We start from the raw sequence: 21,652 nt of genomic DNA, 5'->3' as shown, positions 1-21,652 counted from the left end.
GAACAGGCGGGCGTAGCGTCGTCGCGTATGGCGCACGACGACGGCGGGCACTTGGCACGGATGAGGGCGGAGTACGGCTCGGTGGGAAAGGACGGTAGCCCGGATCTGGACGCCGACTGGCTCGCCGACGGGTGGATCACGTTGTTGCGCACGTGGATATCCGACGCCGAACGGGCGGGCCTGCCAGAGCCCAATGCGATGGTGGTCGGCACGGTCGATTCGCGGGGAAGGCCCGTCACCCGAAGTGTGTTGTGCAAGAGCGTGGACGAGACCGGAATCAGCTTCTTCACCAACTACGACTCGGACAAGGGCAGCCAGCTCGCCGCGAACCCCTACGCGTCGGCGACCTTCCCCTGGTACGGCATAGGCCGCCAGGTCCACGTCCGCGGCACGGTGACCAAGGTGTCCGCCGAGGCCACCGCGGACTACTGGTCCAAGCGCCCCCGAGGCTCGCAGTTGGGGGCGTGGGCGTCGCATCAGTCGCACCCGATCAGCTCGCGGGAGGCGCTGCTGGGGCGACTGGCCGAGGTCAGCGCCAAGTTCGAGAATCTCGATGTCATCCCGGTGCCGCCGAACTGGGGTGGATACCTGATCGCCCCCGATGTCGTCGAATTCTGGCAGGGCCGAGAGGATCGCGTGCACAACAGGATTCGGGTGACCGGCGAGCACATCGAGCGTCTGCAGCCGTGACACCCCCCGTCGCACCCCCCGCGACCACCAGACCGGGTGGCTAGCCTCTTCGCCGACACCACACCGCTGCGAACGCCGGATTTTCGGCGGCTGTGGCTGGCCGGCATCCCGACCGTCATCGGGGCGAATCTCACGATCTTCGCCGTGCCCGTGCAGCTGTACGTGCTCACGCAGAACTCGGCCTATGTCGGGCTGGCCGGGATCTTCGCGCTGGTCCCGCTCGTGGTGTTCGGCCTCTGGGGTGGCGCGTGGGCCGACGCAATGGATCGCAGGCTTCTGCTCATCATCTCGTCGTGTGGTCTGGCGCTGGCGTCGGTGCTGTTGTGGCTACAGGCAGCGCTGGCGCTGAACAATGTGTGGTTGGTGCTGTGTCTGCTGTCGGTGCAGCAGGCGTTCTACGCGGTGAACTCTCCGACGCGGTCGGCCGCCATTCCGCGGATACTGCCGGGGGAGCAGTTACCCGCCGCCAACTCGCTGAACATGACGGTGATGCAGTTCGGGGCGATCCTCGGGCCGCTGCTCGCCGGGATGCTGCTGAGCGTCGTCGACCTGTCGACGCTGTACCTGATCGACGCCGTGACGTGTACGGCCGCCATATGGGCGACCGTGCGACTGTCCCGGATGCCCGCCTCGCCCGCCGCCGATGGTGCGAGCAGGTGGGGTCTGGGCGCGGTGCTGGACGGCTTTCGGTATCTCGCGGGTAACCGCGTGGTTCTCATGTCGTTCGTCGTCGATCTCATCGCGATGATCTTCGGCATGCCGCGGGCACTGTTCCCTGAGATGGCGCACGTGAGCTTCGGCGGACCGGTCGATGGCGGTCTCATCATGGCGCTGCTTGCCGCGGCGATGTCGGTGGGCGCGGTGGCGGGCGGCGTCTTCTCCGGGTGGCTGCCGCGGATCCGGCGCCAGGGCCTCGCGGTGGTGATCGCGATCGTGGTGTGGGGCGTTGCCATGGTCGGGTTCGGATTGGCCAGCGGGCTGGCGGGCGGTCAGGCGGGCACGCTGCTGTGGATCGCCCTGGCGTTGCTTGCCATCGGGGGAGCCGCGGACATGGTGTCGGCGGCCTTCCGGTCGACGATCCTGCAGCAGGCGGCCTCCGACGAGTTGCGAGGGAGGTTGCAGGGGGTGTTCACCGTGGTGGTCGCTGGTGGTCCGCGAGTCGCCGATGCGCTCCACGGCGCCACGGCCGCCGCGGTCGGCACCACGGTGGCCGCGGCGGGTGGTGGCGCGCTGGTCGTGGTGGGTGTGGTGATCGCCAGCCTGGCCGTGCCCGCGTTCGTGCACTATCGCGTGATTGGGCAAGTAACTTAAGGAATTCTCATGTCCGGGAGTTAACATTCCGCGCGTGGCTGAACTCGCGGACGGCGCCGCTCCCGGCTTGCGCGAGCGCAAGAAACAGCGGACTCGATCGATGCTTATTGACGCGGCTATGGAGTTGTGCCTGCGCCAGGGCTACGAGAACACCACCGTCGATCAGATCGCGGCTGCCGCCGACGTCTCCCCCCGCACGTTCAGCCGGTACTTCGCCACGAAGGACGCGGTATTCCTCACGCTCATTGACGACTACTCACACGAGGTCGCCATCGAACTGGAGACAGTCCAGGCCGACGTCGGTCCGTTGGAGGCCATGCGTCAGGCGCACGTGGCGGTGCTCACCCGCGTCGCCAAGCGCCAGGTCGGCCGGATGACGACCGAGCGCATCATCCTGATGCTGCGCGTCATCAACGCCTCGGACACGCTGCGCCAGGCGGCCGTCGAGTTCAAGCACGATATGACCGAGGTGGTCCTGGCCAAGCGAATGGGCGTGAACGTGGAGGATCGGAGCCGCCGGCTGGTCGGCGCGGTCTTCTCGTCGACGATCGTGACCGCGTGCGGCGACCTAATCAGCGACACCGACACCTTCCGCCTCGGCCCGCTGGTCATGGTGGACCGAATCAACGAGGCCTTCGCGCAGGTGGCCCAGATGTCGGCGGACCTGCTCTCAGGCGATGGGGCGGTGCATGGCGCAGGCCATTGATGCCGGCTTGCGCGAGCGCAAGAAACGCAGGACGCGTGCACAGCTGATCGAGGCCGCGGCCGATCTGTGTCTGCGCCATGGCTACGACGAGACCACGGTCGAGCAGATCGCCGCTGCCGCCGACGTGTCGCCGCGGACGTTCAGCCGGTACTTCCCGACCAAGGTGTCGGTGGTCGCTGCGATCACAGACGACCTGGACGCTCTGATGGCCGCGGCAATGGAGAAGCAGCCCGCCGGCATCACCGAGTACGAGGCATTGCTCGGCGCGTCCATCGAGGTCTTCACAGGCAGGGACGGCTACGAGACGCCGGGGTTTCGGCAGATGGCAATGCTGATTCGGATCATCAACGGCTCCACGTCGTATCGGGCCTCGGCGCTGTCGTTGCGGCACGACGTCTCCAACGGCGCCACGATGAGGGTCATGGCCCGGCGGATGGGCGTTCCGGTGGGCGACCGGGCCGTCACTCTGGTCGCCGACACGTGGGCGATCCTCTTCTCGGACTCCTTCGCAGGCCTCGGGCAACCGGGGAACGACCCGATCGAATCTCGCGTCATCTGTGATCGCCTGTCGGCGACCGTCGCACTGTTCCGGCGGACCTGGCAGCCCTCGCTCGGTGAACCGGACCTCGACAGGCTCCCCCACTTAAGCGCGCTCGATGGATAGCGACTACCTTCATCTGGTGACGGACCGCCCAGTCCCGGTCGACAATCGCAGAAAGGGTTAAAGTGCCCGAAAAAGCCAGTCCCGACGAGGTCGCCACGCTCCGTTATCCGGGCGGCGAAATCGACTTGGACATCGTGCCCGCCACCGAGGGTTCGGACGGCATCGCGCTGGGTTCGCTGCTGGCCAAGACCGGTTACACCACCTTCGACGGTGGCTTCGTCAACACCTCGTCTACGAAGAGCGCGATCACGTACATCGACGGTGACGCGGGCATCCTGCGCTACCGCGGTTACCCGATTGAGCAGCTCGCGGAGAAGTCGACTTTCATCGAGGTCAGCTACCTGCTGATCTACGGTGAGCTGCCGACTGCCGACCAGTTGGAGTCGTTCACCAACCAGATCCAGCGGCACACGCTGCTGCACGAGGACCTGAAGCGGTTCTTCGACGGTTTCCCGCGCAACGCGCACCCGATGCCGGTGCTGTCGAGTGCGGTCAACGCGCTGAGCGCCTACTACCAGGACTCGCTGGACCCGCTGGACAACAAGCAGGTGGAGCTGTCGACCATCCGGTTGCTGGCCAAGCTGCCCACCATCGCCGCCTACGCCTACAAGAAGTCCGAGGGTCAGCCGTTCCTGTACCCGGACAACTCGCTGACGCTTGTCGAGAACTTCCTGCGGATGACGTTCGGTTTCCCGGCCGAGCCCTATGAGGTCGATCCCGAGATCGTCCGGGCGCTCGACATGCTGCTGATCCTGCACGCCGACCATGAGCAGAACTGCTCGACGTCGACGGTGCGCCTGGTCGGCTCGTCGCAGGCCAACCTGTTCACGTCCATCTCCGGCGGTATCAACGCCCTGTGGGGTCCGCTGCACGGCGGCGCGAACCAGGCCGTGCTGGAGATGCTGGAGAAGATCCGCCAGTCCGACGGTGATGTCAAGGAGTTCGTCCGCAAGGTCAAGGACCGCGAGGACGGCGTCAAGCTCATGGGCTTTGGTCACCGGGTCTACAAGAACTACGACCCGCGTGCCCGCATCGTCAAGGAGCAGGCCGACAAGATTCTGGGCAAGATCGGCGTCCAGGATCCGCTGCTCGACATCGCCAAGGAACTCGAGGAGATCGCGCTCACCGACGACTTCTTCGTCGAGCGCAAGCTCTACCCGAACGTCGATTACTACACCGGCGTGATCTACCGGGCGATGGGCTTCCCGACCCGCATGTTCACGGTGCTGTTCGCGCTCGGCCGGTTGCCCGGCTGGATCGCGCACTGGCGGGAGATGCACTCGGAGCCGGGCAAGATAGGCCGTCCGCGCCAGATCTACACGGGTTACACCGAGCGCGACTACGCCGGTATCGACGGCCGCTAGTCTCGCGAGCAGTCGCAAAGCCCTTCAATCCACCGGATTGAGGGGCTTTGTGTCTGTTCGGCCACATTAGTTTGCATTGGTAATGGTTGTAGTTTCACAATAGTCGAATGAACATCGAGTCGATGACGGCACGGCGCAAGGCCATCATCCTGATGTCCTGCTGCCTGAGCCTGCTCATCGTGTCGATGGACGCCACCATCGTGAACGTCGCGATCCCCGCGATCCGCACCGATCTGCACGCCTCGCCGACCCAGCTGCAGTGGGTCATCGACGTCTACACGCTGGTGTTGGCGTCGCTGCTGATGCTCGCGGGTGCGACGGGGGATCGCTTCGGCAGGCGGCGGGTGTTCCAGATCGGTCTGACGGTGTTCGCGCTCGGATCCCTGTTGTGCAGTGTGGCGCCCAGCATCGAGATGCTGATCGCGGCGCGGTTCGTCCAGGCGATCGGTGGGTCGATGATGAATCCCGTTGCGCTGTCCATCATCTCGCAGATCTTCACCGGGCGCGTTGAGCGGGCGAGGGCGCTTGGGTTGTGGGGCGCGGTGGTCGGTATCGCGATGGCGCTCGGCCCGACGGTCGGTGGTCTGCTGATCGAACTGGTGAGCTGGCGGGCCGTCTTCTGGATCAACCTCCCCATCTGTGCGGCGGCCATCGCGCTCACCGCGATCTTCGTGCCAGAGTCCAAGTCCTCGACCATGCGCAATATCGATCCCGTCGGGCAGCTGCTGGCGGTGATCTTCCTGTTCGGCGTGGTGTTCGCGCTCATCGAAGGCCCCGGTATGGGCTGGACGGACCCCCGGGTGCTGACCATCGCGATCACAGCTGTTGCGGCGTTCGTGGCCTTCCTGCGGTATGAGTCGCGGCGCCACGATCCCTTCATCGATCTGCGTTTCTTCCGCAGCATTCCGTTCGCGTCGGCGACGCTGACGGCGGTCAGCGCCTTCGCCGCGTGGGGGGCGTTCCTGTTCATCATGTCGATCTACCTGCAGGCCGAACGTCACTACTCGGCGATGCAGACCGGCCTGATCTATCTGCCGATCGCCATTGGCGCACTTGCATTCTCACCGCTATCGGGCCGGCTGGTGGGACGCTACGGTGCGCGGCCGTCGTTGTTGACCGCCGGGCTTTTCATCACCGCGGCCTCGGCGATGCTGGTGTTCCTCACGGCGTCCACCCCGATCTGGGCGCTGATGGTGGTGTTCACCGTGTTCGGCATCGGCTTCTCGATGGTCAATGCGCCGATCACGAACGCCGCCGTCAGCGGCATGCCGACCGAGCGGGCCGGTGCCGCCTCGGCCGTCACGTCGACCAGCCGCCAGGTCGGGGTGAGCATCGGTGTCGCGCTGTGCGGGTCGGTGACGGGTTCGGCGTTGACGCAGATCGGCTCGGACTTCGCGTCGGCGGTTCGGCCGCTGTGGTTCGTCTGCGTCGGGCTCGGCGTCGTCATCCTCGCGCTGGGATGGTTCTCGACGTCGCCGCGGGCGCTGCGCTCGGCTGAGCGTCTGGCACCGCTCATCGCGGGCGAAGCGGACCGGAAGGATGACGTCCGTGTCGCGTGACCCGTTGGCCGACGAGGTGTGGCGAGACCTTGCCGCCGTGGTGTTCGACAACCGCGACAACTGGCGGCGGGCGACGGTCGAGGCCTCCGGGCTGCCGTTCAGCCGTGTCCGTGTGCTTCGCCGCCTTGCGCGAGGGCCAATGTCGCCCAAGCAGATCGCCGAGGCCGCGACCATGGACGCTCCCGCCACGACGGTCGCCATCAACGACCTCGAGGACCGTGGGCTGGTGATCCGCACACCCGATCCGACGAACCGGCGGTCCAAGCTCGTCTCGCTCACCGATGCGGGTCGCGACGTCGAGGCCCTCATCACGAGCATCGACGACCCGGCGCCGCCGGTGTTCGACGCGCTGAGTGAGGACGAGCTGCACGCGCTGCGTGACATCCTGGCCAAGCTGCGGGCGTACTAGCGGCCCAGGACCGCCATCGCCGCGCTGTGTCCACCGATGCCCGATACCGCGCCACCGCGGCGGGAGCCCGACCCACACAACATGATTCGATCGTGATGTGTCGCGACGCCCCAGCGACGCGCCGCGGTGTCCATAGGCTCGTCGTCCTCGGCGAACGGCCAGGCCAGTGCGCCGTGGAAGATGTTGCCCGCCGTCATGCCCAGTGCGTCCTGCAGGTCGGCGGTGGTCTTGGTCTCGATGCAGGGCCTACCGTGCAGGTCGCGCATCACGACGTCGGTGATCGGTTCGGCCAGCACGGAGTTCAGTGATTCCAGCACGGCGTCGGTGAGAGCGTCCCGCACCTGGTCGCCATCGCCCGCGGTGATCAGCGCGTGCGGGGTGTGCAGCCCGAACACCGTCAGCGTCTGAGCGCCGGAACGCCGCAGCTCATCGGACAGGATGGTGGGATCGGTCAGGGAGTGGCAGTAGATCTCGCACGGCAACGGTGCGGGCACCCGTCCCGCGGAGGCCGTGGCGAACGACGAGTCCAGTTGGCGCAGAGTCTCGTTGACGTGGAACGTGCCGCCGAACGCCTGCTCGGGCGTGACACTGTCATCGCGTAGGCGGGGGAGACGCCGCAGCATCAGGTTCACCTTCACCTGCGCGCCGGGTGCCGTCACGGGTGCGGTCTCGCCGAGTAGACCGGCCAGCACCGTGGGGGTGACGCCGGCCAGCACCACCTCGCCGTGCACCCGCTGATCCCCGTCGGCGGTGCGGTAGCGCACCTCTCCGTCGGGATTGACGGCGAAGACCTCTGCACCGGTGACGATCTCGGCGCCGAAGCTCGATGCCGCCGCGGCCAGCGCATGTGTGACGGCTCCCATGCCACCGATCGGCACGTCCCAGTCGCCGGTTCCGCCGCCGATCAGGTGGTAGAGGAAGCACACGTTCTGCACCAGCGATGGATCGTCGGTGCGAGCGAACGTGCCGATGAGGGCGTCGGTCGCCATCACGCCGCGGATGAGGTCGTCATCGACGGCACTGGTGATCGCCGCGCCGATCGGGCGGTCGATCATCGCCTCCCATGCCGCGGCGGTGTCGGGGTCGCCGCCGTCGAGGACATGGTGGCGGACCGCCGATCTGGAGCGCAGCGGCTCGGTGAGCGTCGGCCACAATCTCCGGGTGACGGTCCCGCACCGGCGATAGAACTCGGCGAAACCCTGCGCGTCGCGCCCGGCGCCGATCGCGTCGAAGTTGCTCACCGCCCCGACCAGCAGGCCGGTCTGGCCGCCGTCGGCGGGGTTGGGGGTGTAGGACGAGACGCTGCGCCTGCCCAGCCGGATCCGGGCGCCGAGGTCGTCAATGATGGTTCGCGGCAACAGGCTGACCAGGTAGGAGTAGCGCGACAGGCGGGCGTCCACGCCGTCGAACGCATAGCTCGACACGGCCGCGCCGCCGACATGGTCGAGGCGCTCCAGCAGACGCACCCGACGACCCGCGCGGGCCAGGTAGGCGGCCGCGACCAGGCCGTTGTGGCCGCCGCCCACCACGACAGCGTCGAAGCGGTCGTCCGGTCCCGGCACGCTGATCAGCTCAGATAGCCTTCGACCTGGTCACCCGGTCGCCGGTTTGCCTCGTTGGGGTTCTGGCCCGTTTCGCGCAGCGCGCGCCGCTGGCGCAGCAGGTCCCAGCACTGGTCGAGTTGGACCTCGAGCGACTGCAGGCGGCGTTGTTCCTCGGACTCGCCGATATCGCGACGCTGAAGCTTGGCTCGCAGGTCCTTCTCCTCGGCGACAAGCTCGTTTACCTGGGCGAGAATGTCGCGGTCTGTGTCCACCAATCCAGTGTGCCCGACTACGGTGATCAACGTGGCTACCAAACCCGAAATCGAATTTCCCGACGGTCCCGCGCCCGCCGACCTCGTCATCGAGGACATCACCATTGGCGATGGCGCCGAAGCGGTCCCCGGCGGCAATGTCAACGTGCACTACCTGGGCGTCGAGTACGACACGGGCGAGGAGTTCGACAGCTCCTGGAACCGCGGCGAGTCCATCGAGTTCCCCCTGCGCGGCCTGATTCAGGGCTGGCAGGACGGCATCCCGGGGATGCGGGTCGGCGGCAGGCGCAAGCTCGTCATCCCGCCCGCTCAGGCATACGGAGCGGCCGGCTCGGGGCACCGGCTGTCCGGCAAGACACTGATCTTCATCATCGACCTGCTCGACGTCCGCTGATCGGTCGCACCGACCGTCAATGAGGGGAGTGCCCGATGCCGGGTTCTGACGACGACCGCACCGTGTCTGACTGGCGAACCGAGACGAGGTTCTACCGGCGATCACCCGGCATCGGCTGGTTGCTGGCCCTGTTGGCGGTCCCGCTGCTGATAGCGCTGATCGGGTGGGGCGGCATCAAGGCGACACAGCAGGCCGACGACCCGATCCTCACGGTGCCAAGCGTCAACCCGTCCGCGACGCTGACGGCCACGCCGCCTGCACCCGTCGCGAGCGAGCCGGCGGCGCCCTTCGGTCGATTCTCGATCGTCCGCAACCCCACCGGATTCACCCTCGGTGGTCAGCTGCCCGACGCGACCCAGAAGTCGTCTCTCTTGGAGGCCATGGACCTCGCAATGCCGGGTGCCACCATCGTCGACGAACTCGAGATCGCACCCGGGGTCAGGTTTCCCGACGTCGCCGCACTGGGCGGGGTGTTCAGCGTGACGCCGAACATCCCCGACTTCAACCTCGCCGTCGACAGCGGCACGCTGACGCTCACGGGCACGGCGCCGTCCGAGTCGGAGAAGGCCGCGGTTGAATCCGCGGCTGCGGCGGCGTGGCCGGATGTGCGGATCGCCAACAACATCACGGTGCGAGCGGCCGCCTCGACGCCTTCACCTGCCCAGGCCTCACCTGTTCAGGCGCCACCTGCTGCGCCGGGACCGGGTGCGGCAGGCGCGTGCGCCTCGCTGCAGGCCGACGTCACCGGACTCCTGCGGACGCCCATCACCTTCGCCACCGACGGCGCCTCGCTGGTTGGCGACTCTCAGTCGCTGCTGTCGCAGGTGGCGGACCGGCTCAAGGCCTGCCCCGACGCCAGGATCGCGGTCGTGGGCTACACCGACAACACGGGCAACGACGGCATCAACGTCCCGCTCAGCGGTAACCGCGCCAAATCCGTTGCGGATGCCCTTGTTTCGGACGGGGTGGCCGCTGACCGGGTCACGTCTCGGGGAGCCGGCGCCGCCAACCCGGTGGCGGGCAATGACACGCCGCAGGGCCGCGCGCAGAACCGTCGCGTCGAGATCACAGTCAGCTAAGGAGATTCGACATGGACTTCGTCATTGCGTGGTTGTGGTATCTGCTGGCCTTCCTGGTCGGGTCGCTGTTGGCGTGGCTGCTGGCGACGGTCACGATCAAACGCACCAGTGAGCAGGAGGCACTCGACGACATGCCGGGCTCACGAGAGCTGGGAGCACGCTGATGGGCGCGGCGAACGGCTGGTTGATCGTGCTGGCCGCGGTGCTCGGGTTCGTGCTCACGGCGGCGTTCATGGTGGCCCGGGTCAAGCGTGAGGTGCCCGTATCCGCCAAGTCCACGTTGGCAGGCGGGTCGGCGGTCGCTGCCAAGCCCACTGCAACGCCCGCCAAAGCCGCCGCCGTTGCAACCGAGACGCAGCCCGCGTCCGAACCCGAGCCCTATGGCGCCGGATCCGTGCGGCTGGCGGTGGCGTCGGCCGACGGACCGTCGGGCTACACGGTCAAGGGCAACGAGGACTCGATGCTCTATCACTCCTCGGAGAGCCCGAGCTACCGGCAGACCATCGCCGAGGTGTGGTTCCTCGACGTTGAGTCGGCAGAGGCGGCCGGCTTCAACCGGTGGGACAGCGGCAAGTCTCAGCGCGACAAGAAGTAGACGGGTCCAGAGGTAGACAGCTAGGACGGTCCGGGGAGACGCAGCAGCAGACGGGCGCCACCCATCGGGCTCTGCTCCAACGTCGCGGTGCCACCGTGCAGATCGGCCTGCTGCGCGACGAGCGCCAATCCCAGTCCCGAGCCGGAGTGCGACGCTGTCGACCCCCTGCTGAAGCGGTCGAACACCACCGTGCGTTCCTCCTCGGGAACACCGCATCCGTCGTCGTCGATGGCGATCTCGACGCCGGCTCGCGAACTCACCGCCGACAGCTGAACACGTGTTGCCCCACCGTGTTTCACCGCGTTGGCGATGGCATTGTCGACCGCGAGGCGCAGCCCCGCGGGCAGGCCGACGATGATGACGGTCGGCGCGGGCACCAGCGACACGTCGAGATCACCGAACACCCGCATCGCGTCGTGTGCTGCGCGGTCGAGCAGCTCGGTGATGTCGACGGGCACCTGATCGTCGAAGGTCGACAGCTCACCCTGGGCCAGCCGTTCGAGCGCCGACAGCGTGGCCTCGATGCGCGACTGGGTGCGGATGACGTCGTTGATGACCTCCTTGCGCTGCTCGTCGGGCATGTCCAACGTGGCCAGCACCTCGAGGTTTGTCCGCATCGCAGTCAGCGGGGTGCGCAACTCGTGCGATGACACCGCGGCGAAGTCCCTTGCCGACGTCAGCGCGGCCTTGGTGCGGTCCTGTTCCTCCCAGATGCGCTGCACCAACCCGTTGACGGCGTCCGCGATCTCGACGGCCTCCGTGGCGCCGCGGACCTCGACATCGGGCGCGTCACCGCCCAGGTCGATGGCGCGCGTCTGCTGGGCAAGCCGCTTGAGCGGCCGCACCGCGAATGCGGCCAGCAGCCAGCCCGCGACGGCGGCGGCGCCGATCGCGAACGAGCAGATCACGATCACCCGGCGGTGCAGGTTGTTGGTGTCGGTGATGGTCGCGTCGTACGTGGCTCCGACAGCGACCGACATCGCAGGCGCGTCCGGGCCGGGTCCGCGGATCTGCACCGTCCGAACCCGATAGCGCACGCCATTGACGTAGGTGTCGGCGTACCCGGGTTCCAGATCGGGCAGCACCACGTTCGAGTTGGATGTCACATCACCGTCGTGGCGCACGGTGATGATCGCGTCCTCGTCGTTCGGGGAGCGCGGAATCTCGTCGAAGCCGCGCGGCAGGAACGGGATCGCGAAGCCGGCGGCCTCGTCGAGGCGGCGGTCCAGGCGTTCCTTGCGGTCGTTGGTGATGCCGATCCACACGATGGTTCCGACGATGCCGACGACGATCGCGGCCGCGATGGCTGTGGCGAACGCGACGCGAGTCCGCAGTGACGGTGTGCGCCTGAAGACTCGCGCGAAGGCGTTCACCGCCGGTTACTGCTGCCGCAGGACGAATCCCACACCGCGGACGGTGTGCAGCAGGCGAGGTGCGCCACCCGCCTCGAGCTTGCGGCGCAGGTAGCCGATGAACACGTCGACGACGTTGGTGTCGGCGGCGAAGTCATATCCCCACACCAGTTCCAGGAGCTGCGCGCGCGACAGCACCGCGGTCTTGTGCTCGGCGAGGACGGCGAGCAGGTCGAACTCCCGCTTGGTCAGGTCGACGTCGGCGCCGTTGACGCGTGCGCGTCGACCCGGGATGTCCACCTCGAGTGGGCCCACGGCGATGGTCTCCGAGGAGAACGTCGCGGTGGAACCGCGACGGCGCAGCAGCGCCTTGACCCGTGCCACCAGTTCGGCCAGCACGAAGGGCTTCACCAGGTAGTCGTCGGCGCCGGCCTCCAGGCCGGCCACCCGGTCGTCGACCGAGCTGCGGGCCGAGAGCACACAGACCGGTACGTCGTTGTCCATGGCGCGCAGCGCGGTCACCACGCTGACGCCGTCGAGTACCGGCATGTTGATGTCCAGGACTATGGCGTCCGGCCTGGACTCGGTGGCGCTGCGCAGCGCCTCGGCGCCGTCGACCGCGGTGAACACCTCGAAACCGGACAGGCGGAGCCCGCGTTCCAGCGACGCGAGCACGTCGGGGTCGTCGTCGACCACCAGCACTCGCGGGGATGCGCCTCCGGTGTCCATACCGCTATCTTGCCCGATGGGGTTCGCAGGATGCGGGAGGCGCGTGACCAGGAGATGAACCGAAGCTGGGAATTCGGTGCTTGGCACGCGGGAATGCGCTGCGCGCGCTAGCTTCGTCAGTCGTGCAGCCGAACGGCCCCAGTCTCATCGTCGAGCCAGATGACGGCCTCGACCCGGTCCGACTTTTCATCTCCTCAGCGCAGCGCTCGCTGCTCATCAAACAGTTCACGTTCACCGACGAGACGTTGATCGCGGCCGTTGTCGACAGGAGGCGCGCGGGTGTCGACGTGCGGGCGATGCTGAACGCCAAGCGATCCGGCGGGGACCGTGCGAATGACGACACCTTCGAGCAGTTCCGCGCCGAGGGCATCGACGTCAAGTGGACGAACCCGAAGTTCTACGTCACGCACGAGAAGTCGATCGTCGTCGACGGACAGGCCGCGTTGGTCGCCACGTTCAACCTGTGCCTGAAGTACTTCACCAGCACCCGCGATTACGGCGTCATCACCCATGACCCGGCGCACGTGGCCCAGATCGTCGAGGTGTTCGACGCCGACTGGAACGAGGCGGACTGGGTGCCGTCGGCGTGCGATGGGCTGCTGTGGAGCAATGCGAACTCGCGACTGCACATGGCCCAGTTCATCGACACCGCGACGACGCGCCTGGACGTGCAACACCCCAAGTACGTCGACGCGGTGATCCTCGACCACATCGCCGCCGCGGCAGGCCGTGGCGTCAAGGTGCACGTGTTGTGCGGCGGGAGGCACGGCATCAGTGACTGGGACGTGCTCGACACGTTCGCATCACTGCGGACGCTGCGGCGGTTCGGGGTCAAGGTGCACAAGCAGAAGAACCTGCGAGTGCACGCCAAGCTGTTGATCGCCGACGACGAGCGGGCTCAGGTTGGCTCGATGAACATTGACCGCAGCGCATTCGACCTCCGTCGCGAACTCGGTATCACCATCGCCGATCCTGCTGTCGTCGCGCGGCTGAAGTCCGTCTTCGAGGAGGACTGGGCGCTGTCGCATCACTACGCGCCGCCCGATCCGCTCGAACCGACGACGCACCACGAGGACGACTTCCCGCACGATCCCGATCTCGCCCATGAGTGAGGTGGGACCACCGAAACCCTCGTTGACAGAGATCGCCTGGACGTTCAACCACATCGCGCTGGCCTCGTTCGGCGGTGGCCTGTCGGCGTGGTCGCGTGAGGTGCTCGTCGTCGAGAAGCACTGGCTCGGCGAGGAGGAATTCCTCTCCGCGATGACGATGTGCCGCATCCTGCCTGGCGCGAACCAGGTGAACATGGCGGTGTTCGTCGGCACGAAGATGCGCGCTGCGCCCGGCGCGATCGCTGCCGTCGTCGGCCTGTGCCTGGTGCCGTTGGCGATCGTGCTGTTCCTGTCGTGGCTGTACTTCCGGTTCAAGGAGGTGCCCGCGGTCCAGGGTGTCCTGCACGGGGCGTCGGCCGCGGCCGTGGCACTGACCGTGGCGATGGTCATCAAGACGGGACAGAAGTGCCTGACCGGTCTGGTGCCGGTGGGTCTGTTCGCGATCGCGTTCGTGCTCAACGGAGTGCTGCGGTGGCCACTGCTCGGCGTGCTGGCGATCGTCGCACCGCTGGCACTGGTGTGGGCCTGGCCCAGAGACCGAGGCGTGGCCAGAGCGTGAGCACTTACCTGCAGTTGGCGCTGTTGTTCGGCGGGCTGTCCCTGATGTCGATCGGTGGGGGCAATGCCGTGCTGCCCGAGATGCATCTGCGGTCGGTGAATCAGCACCACTGGATGACCAACGGGCAGTTCGCCGACCTGTTCTCGATATCTCAGACGGCGCCCGGACCGAGCATCCTGATCGTCGGCATGGTCGGCTACGCCGCTGGACTGCAGGCCGGGGGCGTGCCCGGCGCGATCCTCGGCGGGGTGATCGCCACGGCCGCCATGGTCATCCCGGCGGCGTCGCTGGTGTACGCGATCACGCTGTTCTGGCAGAGGGCCGAGGAGTCGCGCTGGCGGATCGCCGTGGAGAAGGGTTTCGCCCCGTTGACGGTGGGCCTGATCCTGGCGTCGTCTCTGGTGATGAGCCGCGCCGCCGACCATGACTGGCGCGCCTATCTGCTGACCGCGATCTGCACCGTCATCTTCGTGCGCACCAGCCTCAACCCGCTGATCGTCGTGGCCGCGGCAGGAGTGATCGGCTACTTCGGCATCGTCTAATCGTGATTTCGGCGCGCTTCGGAGCGGTCAGCGCTCCTTTCCGCGCCGAAACCACAGGGTGACGGGGCCCGGGAAGCCTTTGACCTCATCTATGGTTGAGGTTCTACGGTGATCACATGAGCTTGGAAGCAGTCGCACGGCAGACGCTGTACCGACAGACAACTGCGCGGGGCGGTGACCTGCACGCGCTGGCCAACCGCGCCCTGCTGAGCAGGATCTGGCGGTTCGCGGCGCGGCACCACCGACGGCTCGGCGGGTTCGTCGCGCTCAGTGTTGTGACAGCTCTGTTGGCGGTGGCCACGCCGGTGCTGGCCGGGCGAGTGGTCGATGCGATCGTGCACGGCGGCGCGCCCGCGACGGTGGTCGCCATCGCCGTGATCATCGCCGTCGTCGCGGTGGCCGAGGCTGTCGTGGCGATGTTCACCCGGTGGCTGTCGTCGACGATCGGTGAGGGTCTGATTCTCGACCTGCGCACCGCCGTGTTCGATCACGTCCAACGGATGCCGGTGGCCTTCTTCACCAGGACGCGCACGGGCGCTTTGGTCAGCAGACTGGGCAACGATGTGATCGGCGCCCAGCGCGCGTTCTCCGACACCCTGTCCGGCGTCGTGTCCAACCTGGTCACGTTGACGCTGACACTGGCCGTGATGCTCGGCATCTCATGGCAGATCACGCTGCTGTCGCTGCTTCTTACGCCGCTGTTTCTGCTACCCGCACGGCGGATCGGCAGCAGCATGGCGTCCTTGAGTCGCGAGGGTGCCATCCACAACGCGACGATGAACACCCAGATGACCGAACGGTTCTCGGCGCCCGGAGCGACGCTGGTCAAGCTCTTCGGCAGCCCGGCGCGCGAGTCCGACGAGTTCGCGGTGCGGGCGGGCCGGGTCCGCGATATCGGGGTCAAGACTTCCATGCTGCAGGCGACGTTCATGAACTCGCTGACGCTGATGTCGGCGCTGGCACTGGCGCTGGTGTACGGACTCGGTGGCGTGCTGGCGATCGGCGGGCAGTTGCAGGCCGGCGCGATCGTCTCGCTGGCTCTGCTGCTGACGCGGCTGTACGCGCCGCTGACCGCACTCGCCAACGCGCGCGTCGAGATCGCCAGTGCGCTGGTCAGTTTCGAGCGGGTCTTCGAGGTTCTCGATCTGGTGCCGCTGATCCGCGAACGGCCCGATGCCAGGCCGCTGCCCGACGGTCCGGTGAGCGTGGAGTTCGACGATGTCCGGTTCGGCTACCCGTCGGCGACCGAGGTGTCGCTGGCCTCGCTGGAGGAGGTCGCCGTCCTGGACGATCGCGGGGGAGACGAAGTGCTGCACGGTATCTCGTTCATCGCGCAACCCGGCCAGATGGTGGCCCTGGTCGGATCGTCGGGCGCGGGTAAGTCGACCATCGCCTCCCTGGTGGCCAGGCTCTACGACGTGTCGTCGGGCGCGGTCCGGCTGGCCGGTACCGATGTGCGCGACGTGACGTTCCCGTCGCTGCAGCAGACCGTCGGCGTGGTGACCCAGGACGGTCACCTGTTCCACGAGTCGATCCGGTCGAACCTGACGCTGGCCGCCCCGGACGCGACAGACGACGACCTGTGGACCGCGCTGCGCCGCGCCCGGCTCGACGATGTGGTCGCCGACATGCCCGACGGACTGGACACCGTGGTCGGTGAGCGCGGGTACCGGCTCTCGGGTGGGCAGCGTCAACGGCTGACGATCGCCCGGCTGCTGCTGGGCACGTCACGCGTCGTCATCCTCGACGAGGCGACGGCATCGCTGGACTCGGAGTCGGAGGCGGCCGTGCAGCAGGCACTGGCCGAGGCGCTCGACGGCCGGACGTCCATCGTCATCGCGCACCGGCTGTCCACGATCCGGGCGGCCGACGTCATCCTGGTGGTCGAGGACGGCCGCATCGTCGAACGGGGTACCCACGCACAGCTGCTGGCGCGCCGCGGGCGCTACACCGAGCTGTATGAGACGCAGTTCCGTGACGAGTTGGACGCCGCATGATGCGACGCGTTAATCAGTTGTCCATCGTGGGAACCTTGAAGCAGGGGGTTGATCGCGACGCGTTCGTGGCCGTCATGTCATAGGCATGGGATAGACAAGTTACTGATGGGTGATGTGATGCGCACGCGAGGAGTCGGGCTTGTCTCCGAGCCGGCCATCGCACCGCCGCCGCGCCGGATTCGGTCGTCGTCGGACATCCTGCGGCTACTGCCATATCTGAAGCCCTATCGCGTGCGGTGGATCGCGATGCTCACCGCGGCCCTGCTCAGCCTGGGCGCCACCGTGAGCATCCCGCTGCTGACCAAGGCCGTGATCGACGGGCCGGTGCGCAATCAGGATCAGCAGCAGCTGTGGGTGCTGGGCACGGCGGCCTCCGCGCTGCTCATCTCAGAGGCGGTGCTGTGGTTCATCCGGCGCTGGCTCGTGGCACGGGCCACCATGGGCGTCGAGGCCGATATCCGCAAGGATCTCTACGCCCGTCTGCAGATTCTGCCGATGGGCTTCCACGGCAGGTGGCAGTCCGGGCAGTTGCTGTCGCGGGTGATGAACGACCTGAGCACCATCCGCCAGTTCCTGTCGTTCGGGCTGCTCTTCCTGCTGCTCAACGTCATTCAGATCATCGCCGTGACGGGCATCCTGCTGGCGATGTACTGGCCGCTCGGCGTCGTTGTGGTGGTGTCGATCGCGCCGATCACCGCCACAATCCTGCACTTTGAGCGCCAGTTCACCACGCTGTCCCGCGCTGCGCAGGACCAGTCGGGCAATGTCGCGACCCACGTCGAGGAGCAGGCGCTCGGGCTGCGGGTCGTCAAGGCCTTCGGTCGCGAGGAGTACGCCTACCAACGCTTCGATCAGCGCGCCTCCGACCTGTTCGACACCGAGGTGCGCAAGGTCGGGGTGTCGGCTAAGTTCTGGACGCTGCTCGAGGTCATCCCGAACGTCACGCTCATCATCGTGCTCGGCATCGGCGCCTACGCGGCGGGCAACGGCCTCGTGACCATGGGAACGCTGGTCGCGTTCATCACGATGATGCTGTCGCTGGTCTGGCCCATCGCGTCGCTGGGCTTTCTGCTGTCGATGACCCAGGAATCGATGACCGCGGCCAACCGGGTCGCCGAGATCTTCGACGCGCCGCGCGACATCACCGACGGACCCGATGACAACACCCCGAGCGGTGGCCGGCTGCAACTCGTCGACGTCGGCTTCCGGTTCCCGGATAGCGACGGCGACGGACGGGCGTCGTCCGGCGAGCGCGACAATTGGGCATTGCGCCACGTCAACGTGACGATCGAACCCGGCGAGACGCTGGCCCTGGTCGGGTCGACGGGGTCGGGGAAGTCGGTGCTGGTGGCGCTGCTGTCGCGGCTGTACGACGTCACCGAGGGCGCGATCCTCATCGACGGCCGCGATATCCGCGAGCTGTCGCTGCCCGCGCTGCGGCAGGCGGTGGCCACGGCATTCGAGGACCCGACGCTGTTCTCGATGTCGGTGGCTGAGAACTTGCGCCTCGGCAATCCGGAGGCCAGCGACGAGCAGCTCGCGCAGGCCGTCGACGTCGCCGCTGCGGGCTTCGTCTACGACCTGCCGTTCGGGCTCGACACCCGGATCGGCGAGCAGGGCATGAGCCTGTCCGGTGGTCAGCGCCAACGGCTCTCACTGGCCCGTGCGCTGCTGGCGGACCCCTCCATCCTGGTGCTCGACGACACCCTGTCCGCGCTCGACGTGCACACCGAGGCGGCGGTGACCGAGGCGTTGCACAGGGTGCTGCGGACTGTCACCGGACTGATCGTGGCGAATCGCGCCTCGACGGTACTGCTCGCCGATCGGGTCGCGCTGCTGGAGAACGGCACCATCACGCGGGTCGGGACGCACGCTGACCTGCTGCGTGACGCCCCCGAGTACCGCTACCTGCTGGCCGCCGACGATGACCTCGACGACGGGGCCGAACGCAGCTGCGACTGGGCGCAGGACGAGGAGCGGAGCCGGCTCGACCACATCCTTCAAGAGCGCGAGCTTCAGGATCGTGACCGCATTGATCGCGACGACGATCTGGACTTCGTCGCCTCCGAGCGAGACAGACGATGAGCACCACGGACTGGCGCGGCCGTGCGGTCACCAACGATGACGACGACCTGCCCATCGACGAGTCGATATCGCGCCGCCGTGAGGCACGCTCGCTGCTCGGCTCGCTGCTGCGGCCCTACGTCGGAGTCGTGGCGCTGTTGGCGATCGTGGTGGTGGTCGAGAACGCCGCGCGGTTGTCGGTGCCGCTGCTGGTGCAACGCGGTATCGACCACGGCATCCCACCGATAGTCGACTCCGGCTCGACGCGCGAGCTGCTGATGATCGTCGCGTCGCTGTGCGGTGTGGTGCTGGTTCAGGCCACCAGCCGGATGTTCTTCCTGCGCCGGTCCGGGCGGATCGGTCAGGAGGTGCTACTGGAGTTGCGCCGCAGGATCTTCCGGCACTTCCAGCGGCTCGATGTCGCCTTCCATGATCGCTACACCTCCGGGCGGGTGGTCGCCCGGTCGACGAATGACGTCGAGGCGATCCAGGACATGCTCCAGACGGGGTTCGACGGTCTCATCACCGCGGTCCTGACACTGGTGGGTACCTCGGTGCTGCTCGTCGTGCTCGACGTGAAGCTGGGTCTGATGTGTCTGTGCGCCTTCCCGGCACTGGTCGTGCTGGTGTGGTGGTTCCGCACTCAGTCGTCGAAGACGTATCTGAAGGTCCGCGAGAGCGCGGCCCTGGTGATCGTGCAGTTCGTCGAGACCATGACGGGCATCAAGGCGGTGCAGGCCTACCGCCGCGAGCCACGCAATCAGGAGATCTTCAGCGAGGTCGCCGACCAGTACAAGAACATCAATGAGCGGGCCTTCAAGCTGCTGGCGGTGTTCATGCCCGGGGTTCGCCTGGTCGGCAACGTCACCACCGCTGTGGTGCTGCTCTACGGCGGATACCGGGTGCTCAACGGGGAGATGACGCTCGGCACGCTGACCGCGTTCCTGCTGTACCTGCGGATCTTCTTCGAGCCCATGCAGGAGATCTCGCAGTTCTTCAACACGTTCCAGTCCGCCGCCGCGGCGCTGGAGAAGATCGCGGGCGTGCTGGCCGAGCCTCCCGGTATCAAGGACCCCGACCAACTCGTCGAGCTGCCAACGGTCAAGGGTGACATCACCTTCCGCGAGGTCGGTTTCTCCTACGTGCCGGACCGGCCGGTGCTGCCCGATCTGGACCTGCAGATCCCGGCGGGCCAGACGGTCGCGCTGGTCGGCACCACGGGCGCAGGCAAGACCACCATCGCCAAGCTGATCGCCCGGTTCTATGACCCCTCATCGGGTGCGGTCACGCTCGACGGCGTCGACCTTCGCGACCTGGCGCAGGCAGATCTGCGCCGCCACGTCGTGATGGTCACACAGGAGAACTTCATGTTCGAGGGCACCGTCGCCGACAACATCCGGTTCGGCCGACCGGATGCGACCGACGCCGAGGTGCGCGCGGCGGCCGAGGCAGTCGGGGCGGACAGATTCATCGACGCGCTCGCCGACGGCTACGACACCGACGTCGCCAAACGCGGTGGCCGGTTGTCCGCGGGACAGCGTCAGTTGATCGCCTTCGCACGGGCGTTTCTCGCCGACCCGGCGGTGCTCATACTCGACGAGGCGACGTCATCGCTCGACATCCCCAGTGAGCGGCTGGTGCAGCGGGCGCTGGCAACAGTGCTGGCCGATCGCACCGCCGTGGTCATCGCGCATCGGCTTTCCACAGTGCAGATCGCCGATCGGGTGCTGGTGCTCGAACACGGCCGGATTGTGGAGGACGGCCCGCCCGACGAGCTGGTCCTCGGCGAGGGCCGCTACGCCGCGCTGCACAAGGCGTGGGTGGCCTCGCTGGCCTGACGCACAGGTCAGGGGATGAGGCCGCGTCGCCGCGCCCGCGACACCGCCTCGTGTCTGGTGTGGGTGCCGAGTTTGACTGCGGCGCTGCGCAGATAGCTCTTCACCGTCTCGGGTTTCAACGAGAGTCGTTGCGCTGCCTCGGCATTGGTGCAGCCCATGGCGACTTGCGCAAGAACGTCGAGTTCCCGCGACGTCAACGGCGGGCCGTCCTGGGGATCACCACCGGTCAGGCGGTTGGCCAGATTCTGCAACTCGTCGCGCATCTCGGGATCGGCGTCGCAGGCCAGTCGGCGCAGTTCGGCGTGCACCTCCCGAAGCAATTCGGGCATGACGGCGGTCGCCGTCTGGGCTTCCCGCAGCCGTAGCCGACGGTCCACCTCGTCGCGTATGCGTAGTTCGTCGGCGAGGCGGCGGGCCGACGCGACGACGAGGTCCGCCGTGCGGCCGCCCACCGGCGCGCTCGAGCGGTAGGCGCCGTAGAGCATCGCGCGGGGGACTCCATCGACGATCACGGGCACCGCGAGGACGGAGCGCATGCCCTCAGACAGCACCGGGGTGTCGTAATCGTGGGTGATGGTCGAGGCGTTGGCGTAATCGGCCACCGACAGCGGCCTGCCCGTCACCATGCTCGCCCCGCCCAGCCCGGACCTTGACCGAACCACCAGGCCGCGCAGCAGGCTGGTCCTCGTGCCGACGAACTCGCTGAGCAGTACCCCGTCGCCGTGCACCTCACCGCCGAACATCACCGGCACCCGGCCTTCGGCGGCCACGAGGCGTAGTTCGGCCCGCAGCGCGTCGGTGTCCCGAGGCCGGAGCAGCGGTGATGCTGTGGTCATAGGCAAGGGCACGTCGTCCCCTCTTTCGGGGGTAGC

Annotated in this window: 22 protein-coding genes; 17 read left to right on the top strand and 5 right to left on the bottom strand. The window is 67.3% G+C overall.

Annotation, left to right across the window (positions count from 1 at the left end):
* Positions 1-27 precede the first annotated feature (27 nt).
* The 7 genes from pdxH (at position 28) to ABIA65_RS11295 (ending at position 6,703) form a co-directional block, all read left to right on the top strand.
* Positions 28-690, top strand: a complete 663-nt coding sequence (pdxH, locus tag ABIA65_RS11325; protein ID WP_241403225.1) for a pyridoxamine 5'-phosphate oxidase — start codon at positions 28-30, stop codon at positions 688-690.
* A 36-nt stretch (positions 691-726) separates the two neighbouring features.
* Positions 727-2,001, top strand: coding sequence for an MFS transporter (locus ABIA65_RS11320; RefSeq protein ID WP_354523549.1), 1,275 nt, complete (start codon positions 727-729; stop codon positions 1,999-2,001).
* Positions 2,002-2,035: 34 nt separating this feature from the next.
* A complete protein-coding gene (locus ABIA65_RS11315; RefSeq protein ID WP_241403227.1) occupies positions 2,036-2,707 on the top strand; it encodes a TetR/AcrR family transcriptional regulator in 672 nt (223 codons plus the stop codon).
* Positions 2,691-3,371, top strand: a complete 681-nt coding sequence (locus ABIA65_RS11310; protein WP_354523548.1) for a TetR/AcrR family transcriptional regulator — start codon at positions 2,691-2,693, stop codon at positions 3,369-3,371. The genes ABIA65_RS11315 and ABIA65_RS11310 overlap by 17 nt, the downstream gene beginning before the upstream one ends.
* A gap of 62 nt (positions 3,372-3,433) precedes the next feature.
* Complete coding sequence (locus ABIA65_RS11305) at positions 3,434-4,735, top strand: citrate synthase (RefSeq protein WP_241403229.1); 1,302 nt, start codon at positions 3,434-3,436, stop codon at positions 4,733-4,735.
* 122 nt (positions 4,736-4,857) lie between these two features.
* Positions 4,858-6,294 (top strand): MFS transporter, encoded by a 1,437-nt coding sequence (locus ABIA65_RS11300; protein ID WP_371747079.1) that lies wholly within the window; start codon positions 4,858-4,860, stop codon positions 6,292-6,294.
* A complete protein-coding gene (locus ABIA65_RS11295; protein ID WP_354523547.1) occupies positions 6,284-6,703 on the top strand; it encodes a MarR family winged helix-turn-helix transcriptional regulator in 420 nt (139 codons plus the stop codon). The genes ABIA65_RS11300 and ABIA65_RS11295 overlap by 11 nt, the downstream gene beginning before the upstream one ends.
* Here the strand turns inward: ABIA65_RS11295 and ABIA65_RS11290 are convergent.
* Positions 6,700-8,265 (bottom strand): phytoene desaturase family protein, encoded by a 1,566-nt coding sequence (locus ABIA65_RS11290; RefSeq protein WP_354523546.1) that lies wholly within the window; start codon positions 8,263-8,265, stop codon positions 6,700-6,702. The two genes, ABIA65_RS11295 and ABIA65_RS11290, sit on opposite strands and share 4 nt — an antisense overlap.
* 5 nt (positions 8,266-8,270) lie before the next feature.
* Positions 8,271-8,519 (bottom strand): DUF2630 family protein, encoded by a 249-nt coding sequence (locus tag ABIA65_RS11285; protein WP_241403233.1) that lies wholly within the window; start codon positions 8,517-8,519, stop codon positions 8,271-8,273.
* 31 nt (positions 8,520-8,550) lie between these two features.
* Here ABIA65_RS11285 and ABIA65_RS11280 point away from each other — a divergent pair, with 31 nt between their 5' ends.
* Genes ABIA65_RS11280 through arfC form a run of 4 tightly spaced genes read left to right on the top strand, consistent with a single transcriptional unit; the run spans position 8,551 to position 10,587 of the window.
* Positions 8,551-8,913, top strand: a complete 363-nt coding sequence (locus tag ABIA65_RS11280; protein ID WP_305853331.1) for an FKBP-type peptidyl-prolyl cis-trans isomerase — start codon at positions 8,551-8,553, stop codon at positions 8,911-8,913.
* 35 nt (positions 8,914-8,948) lie between these two features.
* Positions 8,949-9,992 carry a channel-forming protein ArfA/OmpATb gene (gene arfA / locus ABIA65_RS11275; RefSeq protein WP_354523545.1) on the top strand — a complete coding sequence of 348 codons (1,044 nt, stop codon included), beginning with the start codon at positions 8,949-8,951 and terminating at the stop codon, positions 9,990-9,992.
* Positions 9,993-10,003: 11 nt separating this feature from the next.
* Positions 10,004-10,156, top strand: coding sequence for a channel accessory protein ArfB (arfB, locus tag ABIA65_RS11270; RefSeq protein ID WP_241403236.1), 153 nt, complete (start codon positions 10,004-10,006; stop codon positions 10,154-10,156).
* Complete coding sequence (gene arfC / locus ABIA65_RS11265; RefSeq protein ID WP_354523544.1) at positions 10,156-10,587, top strand: channel accessory protein ArfC, sunset domain variant; 432 nt, start codon at positions 10,156-10,158, stop codon at positions 10,585-10,587. Before arfB ends, arfC begins: the two co-directional genes overlap by 1 nt.
* A 20-nt stretch (positions 10,588-10,607) precedes the next feature.
* Here the strand turns inward: arfC and ABIA65_RS11260 are convergent, their stop codons facing one another.
* Both ABIA65_RS11260 and prrA read right to left on the bottom strand, forming a co-directional pair.
* Positions 10,608-11,960, bottom strand: coding sequence for a HAMP domain-containing sensor histidine kinase (locus ABIA65_RS11260; protein ID WP_241403238.1), 1,353 nt, complete (start codon positions 11,958-11,960; stop codon positions 10,608-10,610).
* Positions 11,961-11,966: 6 nt separating this feature from the next.
* Positions 11,967-12,668, bottom strand: coding sequence for a two-component system response regulator PrrA (gene prrA, locus ABIA65_RS11255; RefSeq protein ID WP_241403239.1), 702 nt, complete (start codon positions 12,666-12,668; stop codon positions 11,967-11,969).
* 122 nt (positions 12,669-12,790) lie between these two features.
* Here prrA and ABIA65_RS11250 point away from each other — a divergent pair, with 122 nt between their 5' ends.
* The 6 genes from ABIA65_RS11250 to ABIA65_RS11225 all read left to right on the top strand — a co-directional run bounded on the left by ABIA65_RS11250 (position 12,791) and on the right by ABIA65_RS11225 (position 20,780).
* Positions 12,791-13,780: a phospholipase D-like domain-containing protein gene (locus ABIA65_RS11250; protein ID WP_354523543.1), complete on the top strand. Its 990-nt coding sequence runs from the start codon at positions 12,791-12,793 to the stop codon at positions 13,778-13,780.
* The gene (locus ABIA65_RS11245; protein ID WP_241403241.1) at positions 13,773-14,339 is read left to right on the top strand and encodes a chromate transporter; all 567 of its coding nucleotides are present in this window, start codon (positions 13,773-13,775) and stop codon (positions 14,337-14,339) included. The genes ABIA65_RS11250 and ABIA65_RS11245 overlap by 8 nt, the downstream gene beginning before the upstream one ends.
* Positions 14,336-14,881: a chromate transporter gene (locus ABIA65_RS11240; protein ID WP_354523542.1), complete on the top strand. Its 546-nt coding sequence runs from the start codon at positions 14,336-14,338 to the stop codon at positions 14,879-14,881. Before ABIA65_RS11245 ends, ABIA65_RS11240 begins: the two co-directional genes overlap by 4 nt.
* A gap of 116 nt (positions 14,882-14,997) precedes the next feature.
* On the top strand, positions 14,998-16,878 hold the full coding sequence (locus ABIA65_RS11235) for an ABC transporter ATP-binding protein (protein ID WP_354523541.1): 1,881 nt from the start codon (positions 14,998-15,000) through the stop codon (positions 16,876-16,878).
* Between the two features lie 117 nt (positions 16,879-16,995).
* A complete protein-coding gene (locus ABIA65_RS11230; RefSeq protein ID WP_354523540.1) occupies positions 16,996-18,963 on the top strand; it encodes an ABC transporter ATP-binding protein in 1,968 nt (655 codons plus the stop codon).
* Entirely contained in the window at positions 18,960-20,780 is a 1,821-nt protein-coding gene (locus ABIA65_RS11225) for an ABC transporter ATP-binding protein (protein WP_241403245.1), read from the top strand. The genes ABIA65_RS11230 and ABIA65_RS11225 overlap by 4 nt, the downstream gene beginning before the upstream one ends.
* 8 nt (positions 20,781-20,788) lie before the next feature.
* On the opposite strand, the gene ABIA65_RS11220 is transcribed toward ABIA65_RS11225, so the two are convergent.
* Positions 20,789-21,616: a helix-turn-helix transcriptional regulator gene (locus ABIA65_RS11220; protein ID WP_354523539.1), complete on the bottom strand. Its 828-nt coding sequence runs from the start codon at positions 21,614-21,616 to the stop codon at positions 20,789-20,791.
* Between the last annotated feature and the right edge of the window lie 36 nt (positions 21,617-21,652).

Origin of the sequence: Mycolicibacterium sp. 624, assembly GCF_040548615.1 — a bacterium.
Taxonomy (GTDB): Bacteria; Actinomycetota; Actinomycetes; order Mycobacteriales; family Mycobacteriaceae; genus Mycobacterium.
The sequence above is the reverse complement of the archived record's forward strand: the minus strand, read 5'-3'. Positions and strand labels throughout refer to the sequence as shown.

Coding starts and splice junctions, on each gene's coding strand:
- arfB (WP_241403236.1), top strand. CDS start 10,004: ATGGACTTCGTCATTGCGTGGTTGTGGTATCTGCTGGCCTTCCTGGTC.
- ABIA65_RS11225 (WP_241403245.1), top strand. CDS start 18,960: ATGAGCACCACGGACTGGCGCGGCCGTGCGGTCACCAACGATGACGAC.
- arfA (WP_354523545.1), top strand. CDS start 8,949: ATGCCGGGTTCTGACGACGACCGCACCGTGTCTGACTGGCGAACCGAG.
- ABIA65_RS11245 (WP_241403241.1), top strand. CDS start 13,773: ATGAGTGAGGTGGGACCACCGAAACCCTCGTTGACAGAGATCGCCTGG.
- ABIA65_RS11230 (WP_354523540.1), top strand. CDS start 16,996: ATGCGCACGCGAGGAGTCGGGCTTGTCTCCGAGCCGGCCATCGCACCG.
- arfC (WP_354523544.1), top strand. CDS start 10,156: ATGGGCGCGGCGAACGGCTGGTTGATCGTGCTGGCCGCGGTGCTCGGG.
- pdxH (WP_241403225.1), top strand. CDS start 28: ATGGCGCACGACGACGGCGGGCACTTGGCACGGATGAGGGCGGAGTAC.
- ABIA65_RS11220 (WP_354523539.1), bottom strand. CDS start 21,616: ATGACCACAGCATCACCGCTGCTCCGGCCTCGGGACACCGACGCGCTG.
- ABIA65_RS11310 (WP_354523548.1), top strand. CDS start 2,691: ATGGCGCAGGCCATTGATGCCGGCTTGCGCGAGCGCAAGAAACGCAGG.
- ABIA65_RS11300 (WP_371747079.1), top strand. CDS start 4,858: ATGACGGCACGGCGCAAGGCCATCATCCTGATGTCCTGCTGCCTGAGC.
- ABIA65_RS11235 (WP_354523541.1), top strand. CDS start 14,998: ATGAGCTTGGAAGCAGTCGCACGGCAGACGCTGTACCGACAGACAACT.
- prrA (WP_241403239.1), bottom strand. CDS start 12,668: ATGGACACCGGAGGCGCATCCCCGCGAGTGCTGGTGGTCGACGACGAC.